The organism is Blautia sp. AF32-4BH (assembly GCF_003460565.1).
GTDB lineage: Bacteria > Bacillota > Clostridia > Lachnospirales > Lachnospiraceae > Fusicatenibacter > Fusicatenibacter saccharivorans.
The window spans coordinates 1-18649 of sequence record NZ_QTVL01000011.1 but is presented as its reverse complement, the minus strand read 5'-3'; the positions used below and the strand labels follow the sequence as shown (position 1 = coordinate 18649).

The following is an 18649-nucleotide window of genomic DNA, read 5'->3' as shown; positions in this document are numbered from 1 at the left end:
CCACAGGTTTCCGCCCGGTGTGTGTCCAGCCTTCTTTTCAGCAGACACACACCGGAACTCACCCGAGATGACCGGTTTGGAAATATCCTTTTTTCTATTATATCGAACCTTCTCTGGAATGACAAGCCACAAATTCATGCAGAATGGCTTCGACACGTTCCAGCATCTCCTCTTCCGTGCAGAGTTCTTCCGGCCTCATGGATTCCAGGTAATCGTAGAATGCCATAAGAACGCTTGGCTCCCGGATACCGAGGTAAATCAGCCGCTCTGTCCGCGTCTGGAACAGAAGATAGCCCTCGTTTGCATTGACCGAAATATTCAGCGCATGCTCTGCTCTCTCTTTCGTTTCCCGGATCATACGAAGATTTGCGCGATCCCGCAGCGCCAGAAAGCGGCGGATCAGGGCGATACGCTCGTCAAAGTCCAGCGGAGAATAGCATTCTTTTGGATACTCATCCACGCGCCCCGTTTCCAGGAAACTTTTGATGCCATCCTCTGAGAAAAACATCGTCGTTTTTTTATCCAGCACCTGTGTCTGCATCACCTTTGCGTACTGTGCAACCGCCCGTATCATCTGCTCACGCCCCGGCATTTCTTTTACGAGATGGCGCTCCAGCATTTCTGCTGTCAGAAGGCCGGAAAGACACGGCATTCTCTGAAAGAAATACCGCGGAGAATCTGACGCAACAAAGTGACGAATCAGCGTTTCCGTATAGCCAAGCTGGGACTGCACCGTGTCAAGACGTTCAAACAGCGGTTCCGACTGTTTTAAATAGCCTTTAAACATCTCACGCATCATCCGCAGCGTCGTTTCCTCCCGGAACAGAATTGCATCCTGGTAATCGGCACTGAATGCAAGTGCACAGTGTTCCGTCAGAATGAGATATGGGAACAGACGGAACTCATTCAGCCGCGCCGCCACATTGTCATAGTAGTACCAGGCACGGTAATCACAGCCACAGGCACAGATCGGCAGAATCTTCTGCAGACAGCTCAGATTGTAATTTTTCCGCATCGAAACCATCTTCTCGTTGTTGTTCATGCAGAACAGATGTTGAATCGTCAAATTCGGGTTCTGTTCCCCGAATACCTGCAGAAGTTCCATGGCAAAATCGAAGTCCGGCTGGACCAGAACGGAAATTTTTCCGTCTTCTTTTACAGCTTCACCGAAAAACAGCTGCAAAATTGCATGCCGCACATGCACTGCGCCCCGAAAGGGAATCTCTCCGCTCCCCCCGTTCAATTCCAGTTTTGCAATCTCCGCCTCATGGAAGATATATTCCTTTTTCCCCTCGCGGCAGCTGAACGTTTCAATCAGTTCTCCGACTGATTTGCGTCGGTAATAAACTTCCGCACCCATCCGGGCAATGTAAAACGCATTCATGAAATCTATTTTTTCCTGCGGCGTCAGCTGCATGAACTGCGCCATCTTGCGCACAACATCCTCTCCGGCCGGTTTTCGTTTTCCATTGATGATCTTATACATGGAAGAACGATCGAGTCCGCAGAACTGCGAAAGCGGGTAAACCCCGACATCCTTCATGGTGATATATTCGGATAATAAATCTGAAAAAACTGACATAGAGTCTCCTGTATCTTTATCTTTTGCGTCGATCTTTTTCCAAGATAATCAAAATTTTACCATATTCAGAAAAAATTGGCAATTCTTCTCTCGGACTTTACATATTGTTTCCCTCTTTTTACAGGATTTTCACACAGTTATGTAAAAACCGGCGGAAAATTCCGCCGGTTTTTCTCTCTTTCAATCTATTTCATCTTCTTTTATCCCAAACACAGTCAGTACCTGACGCGGTGAAATTCCGAGTCCACCAACACTGATCAGCGTATCCTCTGCCTCCAACAGAAGATTTTCCTTCTGGAATCTGACAATCATGCGGCCACCACTCAAACCGTCCATCCGCCGAATCTCCATCTCGAGCGTATTTAGCGTACGCCATGCGGCAGAACCAGCATAAATATGGCCATCCGCTTCACTATAGGCGAAATCCCGGCGCATGGAGAGGACAAATTCCTTTTCTTTCCCGCCTTCTTGTACTTTCCAGTACATCTTATCGCAGCCAAAAGCGAATCGCATCTCCTGAATCGGGCTTGTCTCCAGCGAAAACAGGCCGCTTCCGCCGATCAGAATTTCTGCGGAATCCGGCAGCTGCTGGTTCCCCATCAGCGGGGCAGATACATAAACATGCTTACTTACCTTTTCTTCCATAAACGGATTTCTCGTTCCTCTGCGCGGCGGCAGAGCCAGATCTGCGGTACGCGCTTTTACTGCATCGGCAAGTGGGGACGGCGGCAGCTCTCCTGCCTCTTTCTTCACATACGGGATCAGTTCCTCCTGCAGTGCACTCAGCTCCTCCTGCGTCTGTTCTGTTGCTGTTGTCAGGATCACAATCAGATCGAGATCCGGGAACACAACGCCGAACTGACCGTACGCACCATCTGCGCGGAAGGAGCCCGGATAACGGCACATCCAGCACTGATAGCCGTAGCCCTGCGCCCAGTCTTTTACGTGGCCTTCCGAATCGCCCTCCGTCTCAATCTGCTTGCGGCAGGCGCGTTCAAACCAGTCTTTTCGAAGCAGCTGCTTTCCTTCCCACTCACCCTGTCTGGACAGAAAATACGTGAATTTTGCCATATCCTCCGTCACCATCTTCATACCGCCTCCACCGAGCTCCGTTCCGTCTCCGAGCAACGCACAGGTAAGGGATGTGATGCCAAGCGGCTCCAGCAGACGGGATTTCAGAAACTCTGTGACGTTCTGTCCCGTTTTTTTCCTCAGAACGGCAGCCAGCATGTTGGTTCCGGCTGTATTGTATTTATAAAACGTTCCCGGCTCATGGAGCACCGGATGATGAAGAAAGGTAGAAATCCAGTTTTCGGAATTGTCCATAATCTCCGTCTCGTGGCCGCACCCCATAATCAGCAGGTGATGCAGCGTGATTTTTTTGAGATTTTCGGATGGATTTTCCGGCAGCAGGTCCGGAAAGATATCGACAATTTTCTCATCCAGCGATAAGATTCCCTCCTGCTCGGCAAAACCAATCGCCGTTGCTGTCAACGATTTGCTGAACGAATACAGTGGATGACGGAATTTTTCATCATACGGCTTCCACCAGCCCTTCGCTGCACACTGTCCATGGCGGATCACCATAAAGCTATGCAGCTCAATCTGGCTTTCTTCCATCCGGTCGAGAAAATTCAAAATTCCTTTGGAGCTGATTCCAGCTGATTCCGGTGTCACATCTTTAAAGTATCCCATTTTGCTTTTCCCCTTTCTCGCAGCCCTTATGCATCAATTTCGTAAAGTTCGACAGAAAGATCGCCCTTCCAGCTTACACGGTCGTACGGTGTCTCCGGATAAACCACTGTGGAAATAGCATCTACGCCGTCCTCAGCAAACAGTTCCAGAATAGAAACATCAAAAACAAGCTCCAGATTCCATGCTCCGTCTTTCTTTCTCGCTGCGGTGCTGATGGAATATTTTTCCGTCATGAAGTGCTCACTGAATTCTTTGTAGCCCGCCATGGTACGGTCAACCGTGATTTTGGTGTCAGTTACATAAATCTTCAATTTCTGTCCTACTGAGTTTTTCAGGCAAATTTTCGCATCTCCTTTTCCGGAAACCTTCAGTCCAAAGGTCTCTGTGCGGATCGTTGTATGATTCTCGATCGGATAGCTGCTGTGGCGAAATTTTTCCAGTCCGGCCGGAGCAACCACGAGGGTCAGCGCACCATCTACTTCTGTCAGGGACAGCTTTCTCGCCAGGGTTGCCTGGCCACAGTACTCTTCTGTCGGAGTCTGTGCTGCATACTGCCAGTTCATACCCCATCCCATCAGCAGAACATCTTTCGCATTCTGGAATGTAACGGCTGCATAGTTGTCGAAGCCTTCATCCAGCCATCTTGGCTCATCGGATGGATAGGTGCAGAGGAATTTTTCTCCATCGAAATCACCCAGGAAATACTGCATTTTGCAGTGGTCATCTTCGGAAGCTTTCGTCATGCTGACAACGAGAACCCATACATTTTTCCCCTTATACTCAATCGGGAACAGATCCGGGCATTCCCACACCCCCTTCACATGATTTCCTTCCGGTCCGAATTCTCCTGTTTTCTCCCAGTTTTTCATATCCTGGGATGCGTAGAAGAAGACACGGTCCTGCGCTGCAAGAACAAGACTCCAGCATCTTCTGACCGGATTCCAGAACGCTTTCGGGTCACGGAAATCGGAAATTCCCGGGTTTTTGATGACCGGATTCAGATATGACTTTTCAAAATGCCGGCCCTTATCATTGCTGTATGCAATACTCTGCTGTTCCAAACCGTCCTTGTGATGGCTGGTATAAATAGCAATGATCGGCGGGTTTTCATTGGTACCATACTCAGAAGAATTCTGCGTATCATACACAGCACTTCCCGAAAAGATAAATCCCAGTTCATCCGGATAAAGTGCGATCGGCTGATGCTCCCAGTGAATCAGGTCGCGTGATGTTGCATGGCCCCAGTGCATCGGTCCCCAGCTGGTATCATACGGGTACTTCTGATAAAAGAAGTGGTACACGCCATCTACATAAACCATGCCATTCGGATCATTCATCCAGCCTTTTTCCGGCGAAAAATGGATTTTCGGTCTATAATCTCTTTTTTTCATCATTTTTGTAAAACCTCCCAAAATAAACATATCCCCTATTTTTTAATGGTGTACATTTTTACTTCCAGATCTCCGTCTGTGGAAACCACCTGATACGGAGCATCCGGGTAAACGCATACGGAAGCGGTCTCCAGACCACCATCTGCATAAATCTCCAGATAGGAAACGTCAAAAATAATCTCCATGTTGACATTTCCGCGCATGTAACGTTTTGTTGTAGATACCAGCAGATCCTCTTTTTTGAAGAGCTTCGGATCTACATCATCAAAGTAACTAAGGTCGCCGCTCTTAGAGCGGTCCACCGTGATGCTGTCCACCGTCACTTCGATGACTACTTCCTCACCTCTGCTGTTTTTCAGTGCAATTCTTCCGAAATTGCCCTGCACGAGAAGTCCAAAGCTCTCGGTCAGCAGCGGCTTCTGATTTCCGATCGGGAAGGCACCCGCACGGTACTCATCGATCCCGAACGGTTTTGTTTTCAGGCGGTAGCCCTCATCGGTCTCACAAAGCGAAAGTTCTCTTGGCAGTGTCATCAGACCGGAATACTCACCGGTCGGAACAAAGTTCGCGTAGAGAGGATTAACCCCCCATCCAAGGTAAACCGGGCGGTCGTAGTTTCCATACGTTACGCCGGCATAGTTGTCGAATCCGAAATCAATCCACAGCGGCTCGTCTGTGATCTCGGTGCACTGGAAGGTATCTCCATCAAAATCGCCGACGAAATACTGTATATTGGCACGGCCTTCGGTTCCCGGATGTATCATGCTGACTATCAGAATCCATTTGAATCCGTCAAATTCATTTCCTGTTTTAGCACGGATCAGATCGGTGCATTCCCATACGGTCGGCACTTTATTGACACCGACACCGAACTCGCCTGTTTTCTTCCAGTTTTTCAAATCCTGGGATGCGTAAAACTCTGCGTGGTCGCCGGATGCCAGAACAAGGCTCCAGCAGTCCTTTTTGTCATTCCAGAAGACGCGTGGATCACGGAAATCCGGTGTGCCCGGGTTTTCGATCACCGGGTTGCCATAATATTTTTCAAAATGCTTTCCCTGATCCAGGCTGTATGCAATACACTGCTGCTCCAGGCCCGTTTCCATATTGTGCGCCGTGTAGACAGCCACCATCGGTTTCTCACCGTATTTCGCAAATCCGCTGGTGTTATTTTCATCGTATGCCATACTTCCGGAGTACATCGTTCCGATCTCATCCGGGTACAGGGCGACCGGCAGATGCTCCCAGTGAATCAGGTCTTTCGATACTGCATGACCCCAGTGCATCGGTCCCCATACAACGTCATTTGGGTTATGCTGATAATACAGATGCCAGATACCATCGATATAAATCAGTCCGTTCGGATCGTTGTTCCAGTTTTTCTCCGGTGTAAAATGAATGTTCGGTCTAAAATCTCTTTTTCCCTGTTTACTCATAGGATCCCTCTTTTCCTGTTCTCTCTTTTCCTATTTTATCTTTTTCCATTTGGAACTTCAACAAAAAAGAAATAAGAACGAAATAATCTTCTTTTTAAATATGGCCATGTTATATGGGATACAACATGGCCACATTTGGAATTTCTTTAGTTATAGAACATTAATTGCAAATCGTTTACGTTACTGTTTTTTCGTAATCGCTTTTCGCCCGATTTTTAGTTTGCTGCAGAAGCTGCTCGATCTACTGCGCCCTGGTAAATCTCAACCAGTTCGCTCAAACCAGCGCCCTCAAGCTCTGTCTTATAGGACTCCCAGCTTGCATCATCAACGCCGCCGGTTACCCATGTAGTGATGTAACGGTCAACGATATCGGAGACGGTCGGCTGAATCTGTGCCAGACGCTGAATCTCTTCCTGGGTCATCAGAACACGCGGAATGGTGTCATACTCTTCCATGATGTCATCTTTACCGTTTTCTTTCTGCATCTCGAGAAGTTTTACAGCATCGAAGGTGTAGCCGCAAACGGTGTCATAGTACTCGTTCTGAACGATCATAGAACCACGGCAGGTTGTGGAGTTTACACGAGCCTCACCAAAGTTCTTATATTCCGGATTCAGAGGTTTGTAGTTTCCGTTTTCATCGAGCGGTGTACGAAGAACGCCGTCTTCGTCTTTCTCATAGTTGTATCCGATTGCGCCCCAGTTAGATGTAACAGAGATTTCCGGATCGCCTACCATGTAATCTACAAATCTTGCAACAACGTGCGGGAATTTGCAGGTCGTTGTGATTGCTGTATCGGAAGAATCCTGCAGCTCAGAGTAGTTGCACTCGAAACCGGTCATACCGTCTTCGCCCTGCAGTCTCGGAACTGCTACGTACTGATCATGTACTTCCTGGTTTGTAATTTCCTGATCGCCCCAAACACCGAAGGAACCGATCTTTGCAACATTCTCTTTGATCAGAGAAGATTTGAATGACATACTTTCATCTGCCTCGAAGGAACCGTTCCAGATCAGTCCTTCTTCATACAGCATGTTGAAAAATTCTGCTGTTTTCTTGAATGCTTCGTCTGTTGCAGTGAACGTAACTTTTCCGTCAACCATTCTTAAGTGATCCGCATAGGAGTTTCCTCCGCAGTAGGAGTCAGCGCATCCGAATGCACCTGTGAAACGATAGAACAGGTTGTAGGAACCAAAGGTATCGGTTGCGCCGAACCAGGTTGCCATCGGGATTTCATCGTCTTCGCCGTTTCCGTTCAGATCGCCGCCGTCGCGGATTGCTTTCAGGCAGTCTACCCACTCGTCTACGGTTGTCGGCACTTCTTTGCCTACTTTATCCAGCCATGTTTTGTTGATCACGAATGGTCCAGGTGTTAATACAAGACCTTTCATTTCCTCTACGTACGGGAATCCATATTTATGGCCGTTCGGAGCGGTGATCTCAAGCTGATACTGCTCATTGTCATCGAGGAATGCTTTCAGGTTCGGCATATACTCTTCGATCAGGCCTTCGGTCGGAAGGAATACATCCTGGTCTGCGTACTGAACTACGGTGTTTCCGGATTTACCATCGCCGAAGTTCCAGAATACATCCGGAAGATCCTGTCCGGAAGAAAGCATCAGATTGATTTTCTCTGTTGCGCTCTCCTGCGGGATCGGCTGCCAGTCAAACTCTACTCCTGTGTCCTCGAACCATTTCTGGCACATAGCCAGGTCGCCTACTTCTACAGTTCTGTCTGCAGAGTTTACGATCAGAGCGGAAATTTTTCCGTATTTCTCTTCGAATTTTGCCGGATCTTTGATGATCGGAAGGGTACCGTCGAGCTGGATGATTCCCTCATCTACTGCTTCCTGCTCTTCTGCTGTGAGACCTGTGTCACCTGCTTCTGTACCGGATGCAGAGGTGGTGTCTCCTCCTGTGCTTCCTGCACCGGAGCTGCTTGAGCTGCCGGAGCTGTTTCCACAGCCTGCGAGCATGCTGGTTACCATAAGGCTTGCCAGTAATACGGATACGATTTTTTTCTTCATATTGTTCCTCCTTTATTTTGCTGCCTTTTCCGGCAGTGAAATACGTTAGTATTTTTGTATTCCTACACATAAACCATGTCTGCTATATCCATGAATTCTGCAACAATAAATTTTCTGTTCTGCATCAGCCCTTGACTGCACCGATCGTAACACCTTTTGCGAAGTATTTCTGCAGGAAAGGATATACGCACAGAAGCGGGAATGCGGAAACAACTACGACACAGTATTTTAACTGCTCAGCCAGTTTCTGTTTTGTTACCATCTCAGAAGCACTACTTCCCATCTGGTTGGACTGGTTCATCAGTACCAAGTTTCGAAGAACGACCTGAAGAGGCATCTTGCTGTCATCCTGCAGGAACATCAGTGCGTTGAAGAACTGGTTCCACATTGCGGTTGCATAGAACAGACACATAACTGCGATGATCGTTTTCGACAGCGGAATTGCAATTTTGAAGAAGAATCCAAAATCGCTGCAGCCGTCGATTTTTGCTGCTTCGAGAAGCTCGACCGGAATACCACTTTCAAAGAAGGAGCGGCATACGATCAGGTTGTAAGCGGACACTGCTACCGGAAGGACCATAGCCCATGTTGTGTTGTAGATGTGCAGCTGCTGTACGGTTAAGTACATCGGAATCATACCGCCGCTGAAGAACATCGTGAAGGTGAACAGGAACATAATCGGTTTTCTTCCTACCATATCGTATCTGGAAAGTGCATAGCCGGCCGGAATGGTGCAGACCAGGGAAATCAGCGTTCCTAATACGGTATATTTGATGGTGTTTGCATAGCCGGTCCAGAGCGGCTGGTATTTCAGTGTGGTTTCATATCCGTTGGTGTACCACGCTTCCGGATAGAGAAGAATTTTACCGGAGCTTACAACAACCGGGTCTGTAACAGATGCCAGAAGCACGTAATACAGAGGATATACAATTGCAATACAGACAAGGATCATGATGACGGTATTGATCACGGTAAAGACCTTGTCTCCCGTACTCATTTTTACTTTTTTCTTTTTCACAGTGTTATTATTTGCCATTTTTCAAGCCCCCTGACTCTTAGAAAATACTGATATCGCTGGTCTTCTTTGCAACTGCGTTTGTGATAACCAGAATAATGAAGTTTACAACGGAGTTAAATAAGCCAACGGCTGTCGCAAAACTGTACTGTGCGGTCTGGAGACCTACTTTGTATACGTATGTCGAAATGATCTCACTGACGGTTGTGTTGGTACCGTTCTGCATCAGATAAGCTTTCTCATATCCCACGTTCATAATGTTACCTACCTGAAGGATCAGCATCAGGATGATGGTCGGCATAATCAGAGGTAAATCAATGTAAAGGATCTTCTGAAATCTGGAAGCACCATCCATCGTTGCTGCTTCGTAATATTCCGGGCTGATTGCGGTCAGTGCTGCGATGAAGATGATGGCGTTGAATCCCATCGTCTGCCAGATGTTACTTCCGATGAAGAGTTTGCGGAAGTACTCCGGAAGGCTGGTGAACATGATTGCTTTTCCGCCGGCTCCCATAACTGCGTGGTTTACAAGACCGTTTGCGGAAAACAGTACGGAAATCAGGCTGACTACAACTACGTTTGACATAAAGTACGGTGCGTAGGAGATGGTCTGGATGATTCGTCTCGGTCCGCTTCTCTGTACCTGGTTCAGTAAGAGTGCGAAGATAACCGGAATCGGGAATCCGATGATCAGGCTCTCCAGACTGATGACGATCGTGTTCTTGATTGCCGTCATGGCAATACTGGTACTGAAGAACATCTTGAAATACTTGAAGATCGGATCTGCCCACGGACTTCCCATGATTCCCATGCGGCCTTTAAAATCTTTAAAGGCGATGATCAGGCCGTACATTGGATAGTAAGCAAAAACGATCAGCCAGATCAGTGCAGGAATCAGCAGGATGTACAGCTGCCAGCACGAGAGCGCTTTTTTCAATTTTCCACTTTCTGCCGTTTTCGGCGATGACGTTTTTTTCTTCATAGTTCCCTCCTTATTTCTCTAAAAGCTTTACCAACCGCTTTTCGTTCCACATTTGCATCGTTTCCGTTTTGGCACTTTGCCTTGTGGAACCTGTTCCATACCTGTATCATAGTACGCAGTTCGCCCAATGTCAACAAATCATCAATATTTTTTCGTCATTTTCAATATTTTCACAATTTTTATTTTGTGTTTTTGTGCAATATGCATCCTGTTTTTCATAAAATTCACACTTATCTTCTTTCTTCTCCCATTCTCCTGTTCCACATGTTCCGCTGTTCCATGCTTTTCCTGTTCCATATGTTCCACTTTTCCGTTTTTCACTATTTTTTCGACAATTGCAACTGTTTCAGCAGCGATTTCATATCCTTTTGCTCAGTCTTTCTGCCCTTTTGCCGTATATAAGTTGGTTTTATTTCATTTTTATTTTATACATGAAAAAGAGACACCCTTTCTTTTCAGATCGAGTGTCTCTGATATCTGTTCTTCTTCTGTTCTATCGCAATCCCGGAAAATGATGCAAAATTCGGTAATTCCCTGTTTTGTTATCTTCAGGTACTTTCTCCTTTTCGGAAGGTCACATCCACAATCTGCTCCATCTCCTCAATCTTCTTTCCGTCAATCATGCGGATGATTGTGTCCACGCTCCGCTTTGCGATTTCCGGCACATTCTGACAGACCGTCGTCAGCTCCGGTGTCAAAAAGCGGGTAAAATCCAGGCCGTCGTAGCCAACCACCTTCAGTTTTTTCGGAATCTTAATCCCTTTTTTCTGCAGCATCTTCATGCACGCTGCCGCTGTGACATCGGCTGTAAAGAGTCCATCAATTCCATCAAAATGGCTGATGTATTTTTTCCAGATCGTCGGGCCGCTCTGAAAATTCAGAATCTTGCTTCCGGCATCAATCGCTGTAATTTTACATTTATGCTGTTTGCAGACTTCCGCAAACCGTCGGTAACGATCCATGGAGCAACCACGCTCTGTTGCACTCGATGCAAAATAGAGCACATTCTTACATCCTGCGCTCAAAAGCGCCTGCGCCGCAAGCTCACCGCCGCGCTTATGGTCGGAATGTATACACGGAATCCCTTCGGTGACGTAGCGGTCAATCATGACAATCGGACGGTGAATTTCCGCCAGGCTGACAGAAGACGGGATATCCGCACAGCAGATAATGCCGTCCATGACATTTCGCTGCAGCATTTCCACAAATTCCTCGATGCGGTTCGGATTGTCCCCAACCTCGCAGAGCATGCACTTGTAGCCATTGGTGTACAGATTATTCTCGACATGTTTCACCAGAGATGCCATAAACGGATGTGAAAGATTCTTAACAACAATTCCGATAAAACCGGACTTGTTGCGGAACAGGTTCTGGGCAAGCTCATTTGGTTTATAGTTCAGTTCCTCCACTGCCTGCATGATCTTCTGTTTTGTTTCATCGGAAATATACCCGCTCCCATTGAGTGCACGGGATACCGTTCCGATTCCTACTCCCGCTTTGATCGCGACATCTCTAATACTTGCCATAGTTTCTCCTAACTCCTATTCTGACACTGGGCTGTTTTCTCTGACTCGTTCCGGCTTTTCCCCCGCTGCCGGTCTGTGGAGCCCGTTCCACAACGCTTTATTACTTTTATTTTAAAGCACCGCAATCTACAAATCAAGTTAAAAGCTGAAAATTTAAGTACAAAAAACAAGCGACTGTTTGGATCATTTCCCTTTTTCTGGTGAAACCATCCAAACAGCCTCCTGTGTTTTTGTCACTTTTGTCTTATTTTCCAAAAACGCTCATTCATGCGGGCATGCTTTGCGATTTTTCTGGAATTTCATATGCCCCTGAACAGTCACAAACGCTTAATCGTTTTCCAACGAGATATCACCATCCTTTGTCATCAGTGTGATTCTGCCCGCAGCCTGATCCGGTACATAAGAAAAGCTCTGCTCGTCCTCCTCTTTCTGCATCAGATTCTCCATGGTATCCGGTACATCGATCTCCCCAAAATCTGTCTTTGCCGTAATTTCCAGCCGTTCCAGATCTTTTTTACCCAGTTCAAGTTCAATATCGCCGTAGGAGTTTTCCACCGACACGTCTCCGGAAAGCTTCGTATTTTGGATTTTCGCATCGCCATCCTCCAGCGTGATCGACCCATTCTCCCACGTTCCGCTCTTCAGTTCCACATCACCGTAATCTGCTTTGCATTTGATATTCTGCATGTCACATCCGAAAAGTGTGATATCTCCATCCGCATTTTGCAGTCTTCCGCTTTCCGCCTGGATGCCATTCATCTGCACATCACCGAATCCCATCGTTACCTCTATTTTTTTCAGTACCTTCTTTTCCGGTACATACAGAATCACTCCTGTTTCCGACTGTTTACCGCCACTTAAGATTTCTTCCGTAAAGTCAATATTAATGTAAATCGTATCGGACACTGCGCTTGTCTCTTCGATGCTCAGAACACCGTCCCGCACGCGATATTCCACTGCATTCTCTCCTTTTTTCGACGGAATCCGCCAGGCGAGATAACAGGAATCGTCACCGGACGGAAGGATGTTCAGGTCGCCGATCGTAAGGTCTGCCTGCAGTTCATCAAAATCATCAAGTTTTATCTTTTCCTGTGTGGAAATGCCGTCTTCCTTCTTCGCAGAACCGCTCATCGCATTCAGATCATACGTTTCCGCGTATGCTTTTCCGCCGCTTGCCCATCCGCTGAACATCAGCACTGCACCGGCAATACAGCAGGCACATCCTGTCAGTAATGCTGTTTTTGTCCATTTTTTCATGATCTGCTTCCTCCTTTTTTCGTTACCTTACGTGTACACCACACGAACAGCCGTCCCATCCATTTTGCAAAGTATACGCCGAACACTGCGCACAGAATACTGATTCCCAGCATGAAAACGCCCATTCCGGTAATAAAGCAGAATCCGCCGAAGGAAACCGTAACTGCCAGAATGCCGCGCAGCAGCATTTTAATTCCGGCGGCCACGCCGACAACTGCAATCAGAAAAACGCTCATATCAAGCAGTGCCGCACAGAGGGCCGCGCAGAGCAGAACGATGAGAATGCTGATCAGAATCGGGGCTCCGACCGGGGCTGCAAACAGGGCGAGAATCGCGATCCAGACGATGTTGGCGCCTGTCGTTTTTTTCTTCTCTTTCCGTTTTTCTTCCTTTTCCATTGCCTCGCGTTCATCTACTTTTTTGTCCAGAAGATTCCGCATCAGCTCGGCGGCTGCCTGTTTCGGTGTTCCGAGTTCTTTGATCACGGCCTGCTCATTTTCCGGACCGGCATCTGCAAAATACTCGGTGAAGTATTCCATCGCATCTTCATAGTCGCTCTGCGGAAGCTTCCTCAGATACTTTTCCAATTGTTTCAGATATTCCCCACTCGTCATTCTTTTTTCCTCCACACGATAATGTCGTCAATGGTGTCACGGTAGGACTTCCATTCGCCCTGCAGGTACGCCATCTGTGTTTTTCCTGCTTCTGTGATCGAATAATACTTCCGTTTTCTGCCCTGGTACTCTGCGGAATACGTCGTCACGTAGCCCGCCTTTTCCAGTTTTTTCAGGATCGGGTACAGTGTCGACTCTTTGATGTCGGCAACCAGTTTGATCGTCTGGCTGATTTCATATCCATAAGAATCTTCCCGATTCACAATCGACAGGATCATAAATTCGATCAGCAGTGCTGATACCGGAAAATACATAAAAAACCACCTCCGTTAGTTTCTGATATGTAAAATATTTATATATATAATTTATACATATCATAAGACGATGGAGGTGGTTTGTCAAGGAGAATATATAAAATTTTTACATATTCGCTGTCATGTCATCATCTGTGTTTATTTCAGGGCTTTTCCGGAACCGAATGCGTCGCCGACTTTGTCGCCCATGGCGAGATAGGTGTTGTTGACCGGGTCGAAGGCGATTGGTTTCAGTTTTTTCGGGTCGATCTTTCCGTCGGTCAGAACGCTCTCGTCTGCGCAGACGTTCACGATCTCGCCGACCAGAATGCCGTTGTCAAAGCTTTTCACTTTGCACTCCAGTGCCATCGGAAGCTCGTCGATCAGCGGCGCGTTGACGAATTCGCTCTTCGTTGCATGGAAACCGGCGCGTGCAAATTTATCCGGAACTTTTCTGCCGGACTCGATGCCGACGTAATCGCAGCCAACAACAGTATCCTCGGTTGCCATGCTGACGGTGAAGGCACCGGTTGCGGCAAGGTTGTCTGTTGTCTTGTGGTCGCCCATGCTGATGGAGATCTCATTGAAATCTGTGACTACACCCCATGCAGCATTCATGGCATCCGGGGTGCCATCTTTGTCGTATGTTGCAATAATCAGAACCGGAAGTGGATACATGTTTGGTTTTGCTCCAAAATTTATTCTGCTCATGGTTGTTCCTCCTGTTTTGCTTGATTTTCTTTATTATAACGCTTACAGCAAACTTTAACATAAGAGATTTTCTCTGCAAATTTTCTTAATCGTTTAATTTTCTCGTCATATCATGCCATTCCTCGCCGCCCCAGGTGGATGCGGAGATTCCCTCGTCGCGGAAATTCATCTTTTTGTACATCTCCACCTTATCCTGCAGGCAGGTCAGAATGAGCTGTTTTCTTCCGTTTTTCTGTTCCCGGCGGCTGTACTCTTCCATCAGCGCGCGGGCGATTCCCTGGCCGCGGTATTCCGGCAGGACACTGAGACCCAGCAGCATGACGTTTTCTCCCTTCGGGTCGTACAGACTGATTTCATCGAAAAAGGCATCACGGAATTTTGTCTCGTTTGTTGCAAGTCCGTTCAGCGTTCCGGCGATTTTTCCGGTTTCTTTGTCTACTGCCGCCAGAAACAGCTCCGGCGCGTACTGCACCCGCTCGCGCATGCTCTTTTCGGAGCACGCCTCATTCGGCGGAAAGCACGCCAGCTCAATGGCAACGCCCTGTTCCATTTCATCCTGGCGGATGGTTCGAAGTTCATATCGTTCCATTTTATGGTATTCCTCCATTGCCCGCTCAAAAAACTGCAGAAAACCGTCTTCCACGGCAAGCTGATCGAGCGCGGCTTCTTGCTCATTCAGATCGTAATAATATTTTCCGGTCCGCAGATCGATCGACAGACGGTCGAGCGGAAAGCCTTTTTTGCTCATCGGATGGGGTGTGCTGACCATGCGGAAAGGAGCGCTCTCCATTGACGGGTCCATCGCGTCATAGCGGTGGTCCGCATCAAGAATCAGCGAAACTGCGTTTTTGTAGCGTCCCGTCAGGCCGCCGTACTTTTCTGCAAGGGCGGCGTAATGCGCGGTCATTTCTTCATCGGACAGATACTTTCCGTTCACGGTCCGCACATGGACGCCGGGCTGGTCGTCCTCTGCCACGTTGTCAAAATACAGACCGGAATCACAGGAGAACACCGGCATATGAAGCGCGTTGAAATACGCCTCCGCCTTTTTCCTGGCATTTTCCAGCGGCGTTTTTCCATCCTCGATAATCTCTGGCTGCTTAACACCGCCAAGATCTTTCAGCCCGATCAGCTCAATCCCAAGACCGGCAAGGCGGTGACGCATCGCGTCGAGTTTTGCCGGGTTGCCGGTTCCGTACAGTAACTTCATTTCTGCCCCCTTCTATGCCTCGATGCCGAACTCTTCCGGGCGGAAGCGCGGGCAGACATTTTCCGACGATGTGATGACGGATGCAGCAAGACGCGTACCGATTTCAACTGCCTTGCCAAGCGTTTTTCCATAGGTCAGACCGGCGGAAACACCTGCGCAGAACGCATCACCGGCTCCTGTTGTATCTTTTACCTGTACTTTCTGCGCCGGGCAGAAGCCGCTCTCTCCGTCTGCTTCCGCATAAACCGCTCCGTCGCCGCCCATTGTTACGACCATGGCCGGAACATTTGCCGCTTTCAGACGCTCGGCGAGAATCTTTTCCATCTCGGCCGGTGTTTTTTCGCTGTAATCATCGGAGAAGAAAACGCCTGCCTCGATCTGGTTGCAGATCAGGCAGTCAAATTTCTGCAGAAGATCTCTTCTGCTGACTGCGATGTTCATGTTGCTGACAACGCCGTACAATTTTTTATCGTATTTTTCACAGAGCTGTACCAGCTTTTTGATGATCTCTTTGTCCATATCGATCTCTGCCACAATGGAATCGCAGTTTTCGATAATTTCATCTCCGTTTTCTTCCAGAATATCGAGAATCGGCATCAGGTTCGGGCGCTGGGAAATGGAGCCCGCCAGGTCACCGTTGTGATCGAAGACAGCAAGCCATGTTCCCATACCGTTCGGGATTTCTTTCATGTATTCGGTATTGACTTTGTGGCGCTGCAGTTTGCGCACAACATCCTCGCCGAGTGCGGTATTATCCGCGATTCCAAGGAAGGTCGGGCGCAGTTCCAGGTTTGCGATATCCTCCACCACGTTTCGGCTCACACCGCCGTGGATGTATTCGACATGGCCGGCGTTTCTGCCGTCCGGGACGTAGATGTCCTCTGGAAAACCTTTGATATCCACAAAAACTGCTCCTAATACTACGATTCCATTTTTATTTACTGCCATGTTTCTTTTTTCCTCTCCTGTTTTTTCATTCCTTCTTTTTTCAGACAAGCCTCTTCGTCTGTTTCACGAAATTTCTGTCTTATCAGCATCCAAATAATGCAAGGCACTTTTACATTGCTGCTCTCTGCTACTGTCTCGACAGTTGAGACAGTGAAGAACGCTCAACTCCTACACAATCCATCCGCTCTGACCTCTGATTGGCCATACACTCGCAGGGAGTTGAGTTGCCGGATTTCACCGTCTCGACCTGGAAGCTGGTCCTTATTTCTTTGTTTTGACATCAAGACTACCGTCTCAACGGTACTTTCGTTGTTCCAACAAAGTTCCTGTATTTCCCTGTCTCCAAAATACACCGGGAAGCGGAACTTTATGTGCTTCAGGAATCTGCCATCCGGCTGCTCCTGCTCATAAATGTCCACCTGTTCTACAAAGCTGTTAAGAAATTCTTTCTTCTCCAGGTCGGTGAACTTATCATATAGTTTATCAAAATATAAAAGAAATTGATAGACGTTTTCTTCTGATATTTTCTGTTGCTGAATATTCAGCAGGCGATTCTTGACTTCTTCTATACTGTTCTCCACGCCTTCAATCTCATCATACAAACGGTATAACCTTGTCTCCATATCCTGATATTTCTTCTCATAAAATTTATCCATGATATCCAGACTATCCATCTGCTGTCCGAGTCTTGCTTTTGCTCCTGTCAGCTGCTTATGCTGCTTTTCTAATCCTTCAATCTCTTTTTCTATTTCTTCTGTATCTATTCTTGAACCGATTTTATTCAGAATTGCTTCTTCGAATTTAGGATTCTTCACCAGCTTCCGAATAACTTCTTCCACTGCATTATTAATCTTCTCCTCGCTCCATTGTTTACGATATCCACATTTATGACCGTCTACCAGGCGACGATGTTTGCAGGCATAATAGAAATAATCCTTATATAAGGTTCCGTCTTTCTTTTTCTTTCGGTTCACATTCCCATACATACCGCTTCCACATAACGGGCATCTCAATATTCCGGATAAAATATGCTCATGCTCGAGACTATGTGTCTTTTCATATTTCACACCTGTTTTTTCCCGTTTTTGATGTGCCAGCTCCCAGTCTGTTTCTGAAATGATTCCTTCATGGATACCATCGTGTAGCATATAATTTTCCTGCTTTACAATACGGTATTCATTTCTTGTACCAGATACTTTCTCATTCTTCCTTCGTCCATAATCCAGCTTTCCACAGTATACCGGATTATCCAGAACGCCTTTTATAAATGAAGCGGCAAATGCGTCCAGTGTATTATTCTGTCGTTTTTTCTTTTTATATCCATGCTGGTTCAGCCATGCAGCAATCGCAGAAATTCCCATATTTGTATGAATAAATTTATCATAGATCAGACGAATAATCTCTGCTTCGTCCTCTGCGATCTGCAATTCTCCATTTACCAATTCATAGCCATATGGAGCAAACCCGCCGTTCCATTTTCCTTCCCTTGCTTTCTGCTTACGTCCTTCCATTGTCTGAACAAGGATATTCTCCCGTTCGATCTCTGCCACCGCAGACAGAACAGAAATCATCAGCTTTCCACTATCTTTTGAGCTGTCAATCCCATCTTCAACACAGATCAGATTCACTCCAAAATCCTGCATCCTCTGCAAAGAGTTTAATACATCTGCCGCATTACGACCGAATCTGGAAAGCTTGAACACCAGTACAAACTGTACCTCATCTGTTCCATTCTCAATATTATCTAACATTCTCTGAAATTCCGGTCTGCCCTCTACGCTCTTTCCAGACTTACCTTCATCGGAATACTCATTTACGATTTCCATATTCTGAAATTCTGCATATCTCTTGAGTTTTTCTTTCTGAGCATCCAGACTGTAGCCATCCACCTGCATGGTTGTGGATACTCTGGTATATATATCGCATTTAATCTTTTTATTCTTCATAATCTTCCTCGCAGTATAA

The 18649-nt window shown here is 47.1% G+C and carries 16 protein-coding genes; all 16 read right to left on the bottom strand.

Going from position 1 to position 18649, the window contains the following annotated elements; translation table 11 throughout:
- Positions 1 to 97: 97 nt before the first annotated feature.
- Positions 98 to 1582: a hypothetical protein gene (locus tag DWZ44_RS13150; RefSeq protein ID WP_117805045.1), complete on the bottom strand. Its 1485-nt coding sequence runs from the start codon at positions 1580 to 1582 to the stop codon at positions 98 to 100.
- 180 nt (positions 1583 to 1762) lie between these two features.
- A complete protein-coding gene (locus DWZ44_RS13145; RefSeq protein ID WP_117805044.1) occupies positions 1763 to 3277 on the bottom strand; it encodes a serine hydrolase domain-containing protein in 1515 nt (504 codons plus the stop codon).
- Positions 3278 to 3303: 26 nt separating this feature from the next.
- Positions 3304 to 4671 carry a glycoside hydrolase family 32 protein gene (locus DWZ44_RS13140; RefSeq protein WP_199608698.1) on the bottom strand — a complete coding sequence of 456 codons (1368 nt, stop codon included), beginning with the start codon at positions 4669 to 4671 and terminating at the stop codon, positions 3304 to 3306.
- 32 nt (positions 4672 to 4703) lie between these two features.
- Positions 4704 to 6101 (bottom strand): glycoside hydrolase family 32 protein, encoded by a 1398-nt coding sequence (locus DWZ44_RS13135; RefSeq protein ID WP_117805042.1) that lies wholly within the window; start codon positions 6099 to 6101, stop codon positions 4704 to 4706.
- A gap of 215 nt (positions 6102 to 6316) precedes the next feature.
- Positions 6317 to 8128, bottom strand: a complete 1812-nt coding sequence (locus DWZ44_RS13130; RefSeq protein WP_022461556.1) for an extracellular solute-binding protein — start codon at positions 8126 to 8128, stop codon at positions 6317 to 6319.
- Between the two features lie 124 nt (positions 8129 to 8252).
- On the bottom strand, positions 8253 to 9164 hold the full coding sequence (locus DWZ44_RS13125; RefSeq protein ID WP_082426161.1) for a carbohydrate ABC transporter permease: 912 nt from the start codon (positions 9162 to 9164) through the stop codon (positions 8253 to 8255).
- A 19-nt stretch (positions 9165 to 9183) separates the two neighbouring features.
- Complete coding sequence (locus DWZ44_RS13120) at positions 9184 to 10125, bottom strand: ABC transporter permease (RefSeq protein ID WP_022461554.1); 942 nt, start codon at positions 10123 to 10125, stop codon at positions 9184 to 9186.
- Positions 10126 to 10266: 141 nt separating this feature from the next.
- A complete protein-coding gene (locus DWZ44_RS18250) occupies positions 10267 to 10422 on the bottom strand; it encodes a hypothetical protein (RefSeq protein ID WP_158565053.1) in 156 nt (51 codons plus the stop codon).
- A 251-nt stretch (positions 10423 to 10673) separates the two neighbouring features.
- Positions 10674 to 11651, bottom strand: coding sequence for a LacI family DNA-binding transcriptional regulator (locus DWZ44_RS13115; RefSeq protein ID WP_022461553.1), 978 nt, complete (start codon positions 11649 to 11651; stop codon positions 10674 to 10676).
- 327 nt (positions 11652 to 11978) lie between these two features.
- Positions 11979 to 12908, bottom strand: coding sequence for a DUF4097 family beta strand repeat-containing protein (locus tag DWZ44_RS13110; RefSeq protein WP_117805041.1), 930 nt, complete (start codon positions 12906 to 12908; stop codon positions 11979 to 11981).
- Entirely contained in the window at positions 12905 to 13522 is a 618-nt protein-coding gene (locus tag DWZ44_RS13105) for a DUF1700 domain-containing protein (RefSeq protein WP_117509933.1), read from the bottom strand. The genes DWZ44_RS13110 and DWZ44_RS13105 overlap by 4 nt, the downstream gene beginning before the upstream one ends.
- Positions 13519 to 13836: a PadR family transcriptional regulator gene (locus DWZ44_RS13100; protein ID WP_117509934.1), complete on the bottom strand. Its 318-nt coding sequence runs from the start codon at positions 13834 to 13836 to the stop codon at positions 13519 to 13521. Before DWZ44_RS13100 ends, DWZ44_RS13105 begins: the two co-directional genes overlap by 4 nt.
- Positions 13837 to 13974: 138 nt before the next feature.
- Positions 13975 to 14526, bottom strand: a complete 552-nt coding sequence (locus DWZ44_RS13095; RefSeq protein ID WP_117805040.1) for a flavin reductase family protein — start codon at positions 14524 to 14526, stop codon at positions 13975 to 13977.
- Positions 14527 to 14611: 85 nt separating this feature from the next.
- A complete protein-coding gene (locus DWZ44_RS19175) occupies positions 14612 to 15736 on the bottom strand; it encodes a non-canonical purine NTP pyrophosphatase (protein WP_082424539.1) in 1125 nt (374 codons plus the stop codon).
- Positions 15737 to 15748: 12 nt separating this feature from the next.
- Positions 15749 to 16684 carry a carbohydrate kinase family protein gene (locus DWZ44_RS13085; protein ID WP_055265602.1) on the bottom strand — a complete coding sequence of 312 codons (936 nt, stop codon included), beginning with the start codon at positions 16682 to 16684 and terminating at the stop codon, positions 15749 to 15751.
- Between the two features lie 161 nt (positions 16685 to 16845).
- On the bottom strand, positions 16846 to 18630 hold the full coding sequence (locus tag DWZ44_RS13080; protein WP_243002088.1) for a recombinase family protein: 1785 nt from the start codon (positions 18628 to 18630) through the stop codon (positions 16846 to 16848).
- Positions 18631 to 18649 lie beyond the last annotated feature (19 nt).

Bases quoted from the DNA above. Each gene is read 5' to 3' on its own strand.
- DWZ44_RS13150 (WP_117805045.1), bottom strand. From the start codon at position 1,582: ATGTCAGTTTTTTCAGATTTATTATCCGAATATATCACCATGAAGGAT.
- DWZ44_RS13145 (WP_117805044.1), bottom strand. From the start codon at position 3,277: ATGGGATACTTTAAAGATGTGACACCGGAATCAGCTGGAATCAGCTCC.
- DWZ44_RS13140 (WP_199608698.1), bottom strand. From the start codon at position 4,671: ATGATGAAAAAAAGAGATTATAGACCGAAAATCCATTTTTCGCCGGAA.
- DWZ44_RS13135 (WP_117805042.1), bottom strand. From the start codon at position 6,101: ATGAGTAAACAGGGAAAAAGAGATTTTAGACCGAACATTCATTTTACA.
- DWZ44_RS13130 (WP_022461556.1), bottom strand. From the start codon at position 8,128: ATGAAGAAAAAAATCGTATCCGTATTACTGGCAAGCCTTATGGTAACC.
- DWZ44_RS13125 (WP_082426161.1), bottom strand. From the start codon at position 9,164: ATGGCAAATAATAACACTGTGAAAAAGAAAAAAGTAAAAATGAGTACG.
- DWZ44_RS13120 (WP_022461554.1), bottom strand. From the start codon at position 10,125: ATGAAGAAAAAAACGTCATCGCCGAAAACGGCAGAAAGTGGAAAATTG.
- DWZ44_RS18250 (WP_158565053.1), bottom strand. From the start codon at position 10,422: ATGGAACAGGAAAAGCATGGAACAGCGGAACATGTGGAACAGGAGAAT.
- DWZ44_RS13115 (WP_022461553.1), bottom strand. From the start codon at position 11,651: ATGGCAAGTATTAGAGATGTCGCGATCAAAGCGGGAGTAGGAATCGGA.
- DWZ44_RS13110 (WP_117805041.1), bottom strand. From the start codon at position 12,908: ATGAAAAAATGGACAAAAACAGCATTACTGACAGGATGTGCCTGCTGT.
- DWZ44_RS13105 (WP_117509933.1), bottom strand. From the start codon at position 13,522: ATGACGAGTGGGGAATATCTGAAACAATTGGAAAAGTATCTGAGGAAG.
- DWZ44_RS13100 (WP_117509934.1), bottom strand. From the start codon at position 13,836: ATGTATTTTCCGGTATCAGCACTGCTGATCGAATTTATGATCCTGTCG.
- DWZ44_RS13095 (WP_117805040.1), bottom strand. From the start codon at position 14,526: ATGAGCAGAATAAATTTTGGAGCAAAACCAAACATGTATCCACTTCCG.
- DWZ44_RS19175 (WP_082424539.1), bottom strand. From the start codon at position 15,736: ATGAAGTTACTGTACGGAACCGGCAACCCGGCAAAACTCGACGCGATG.
- DWZ44_RS13085 (WP_055265602.1), bottom strand. From the start codon at position 16,684: ATGGCAGTAAATAAAAATGGAATCGTAGTATTAGGAGCAGTTTTTGTG.
- DWZ44_RS13080 (WP_243002088.1), bottom strand. From the start codon at position 18,630: ATGAAGAATAAAAAGATTAAATGCGATATATATACCAGAGTATCCACA.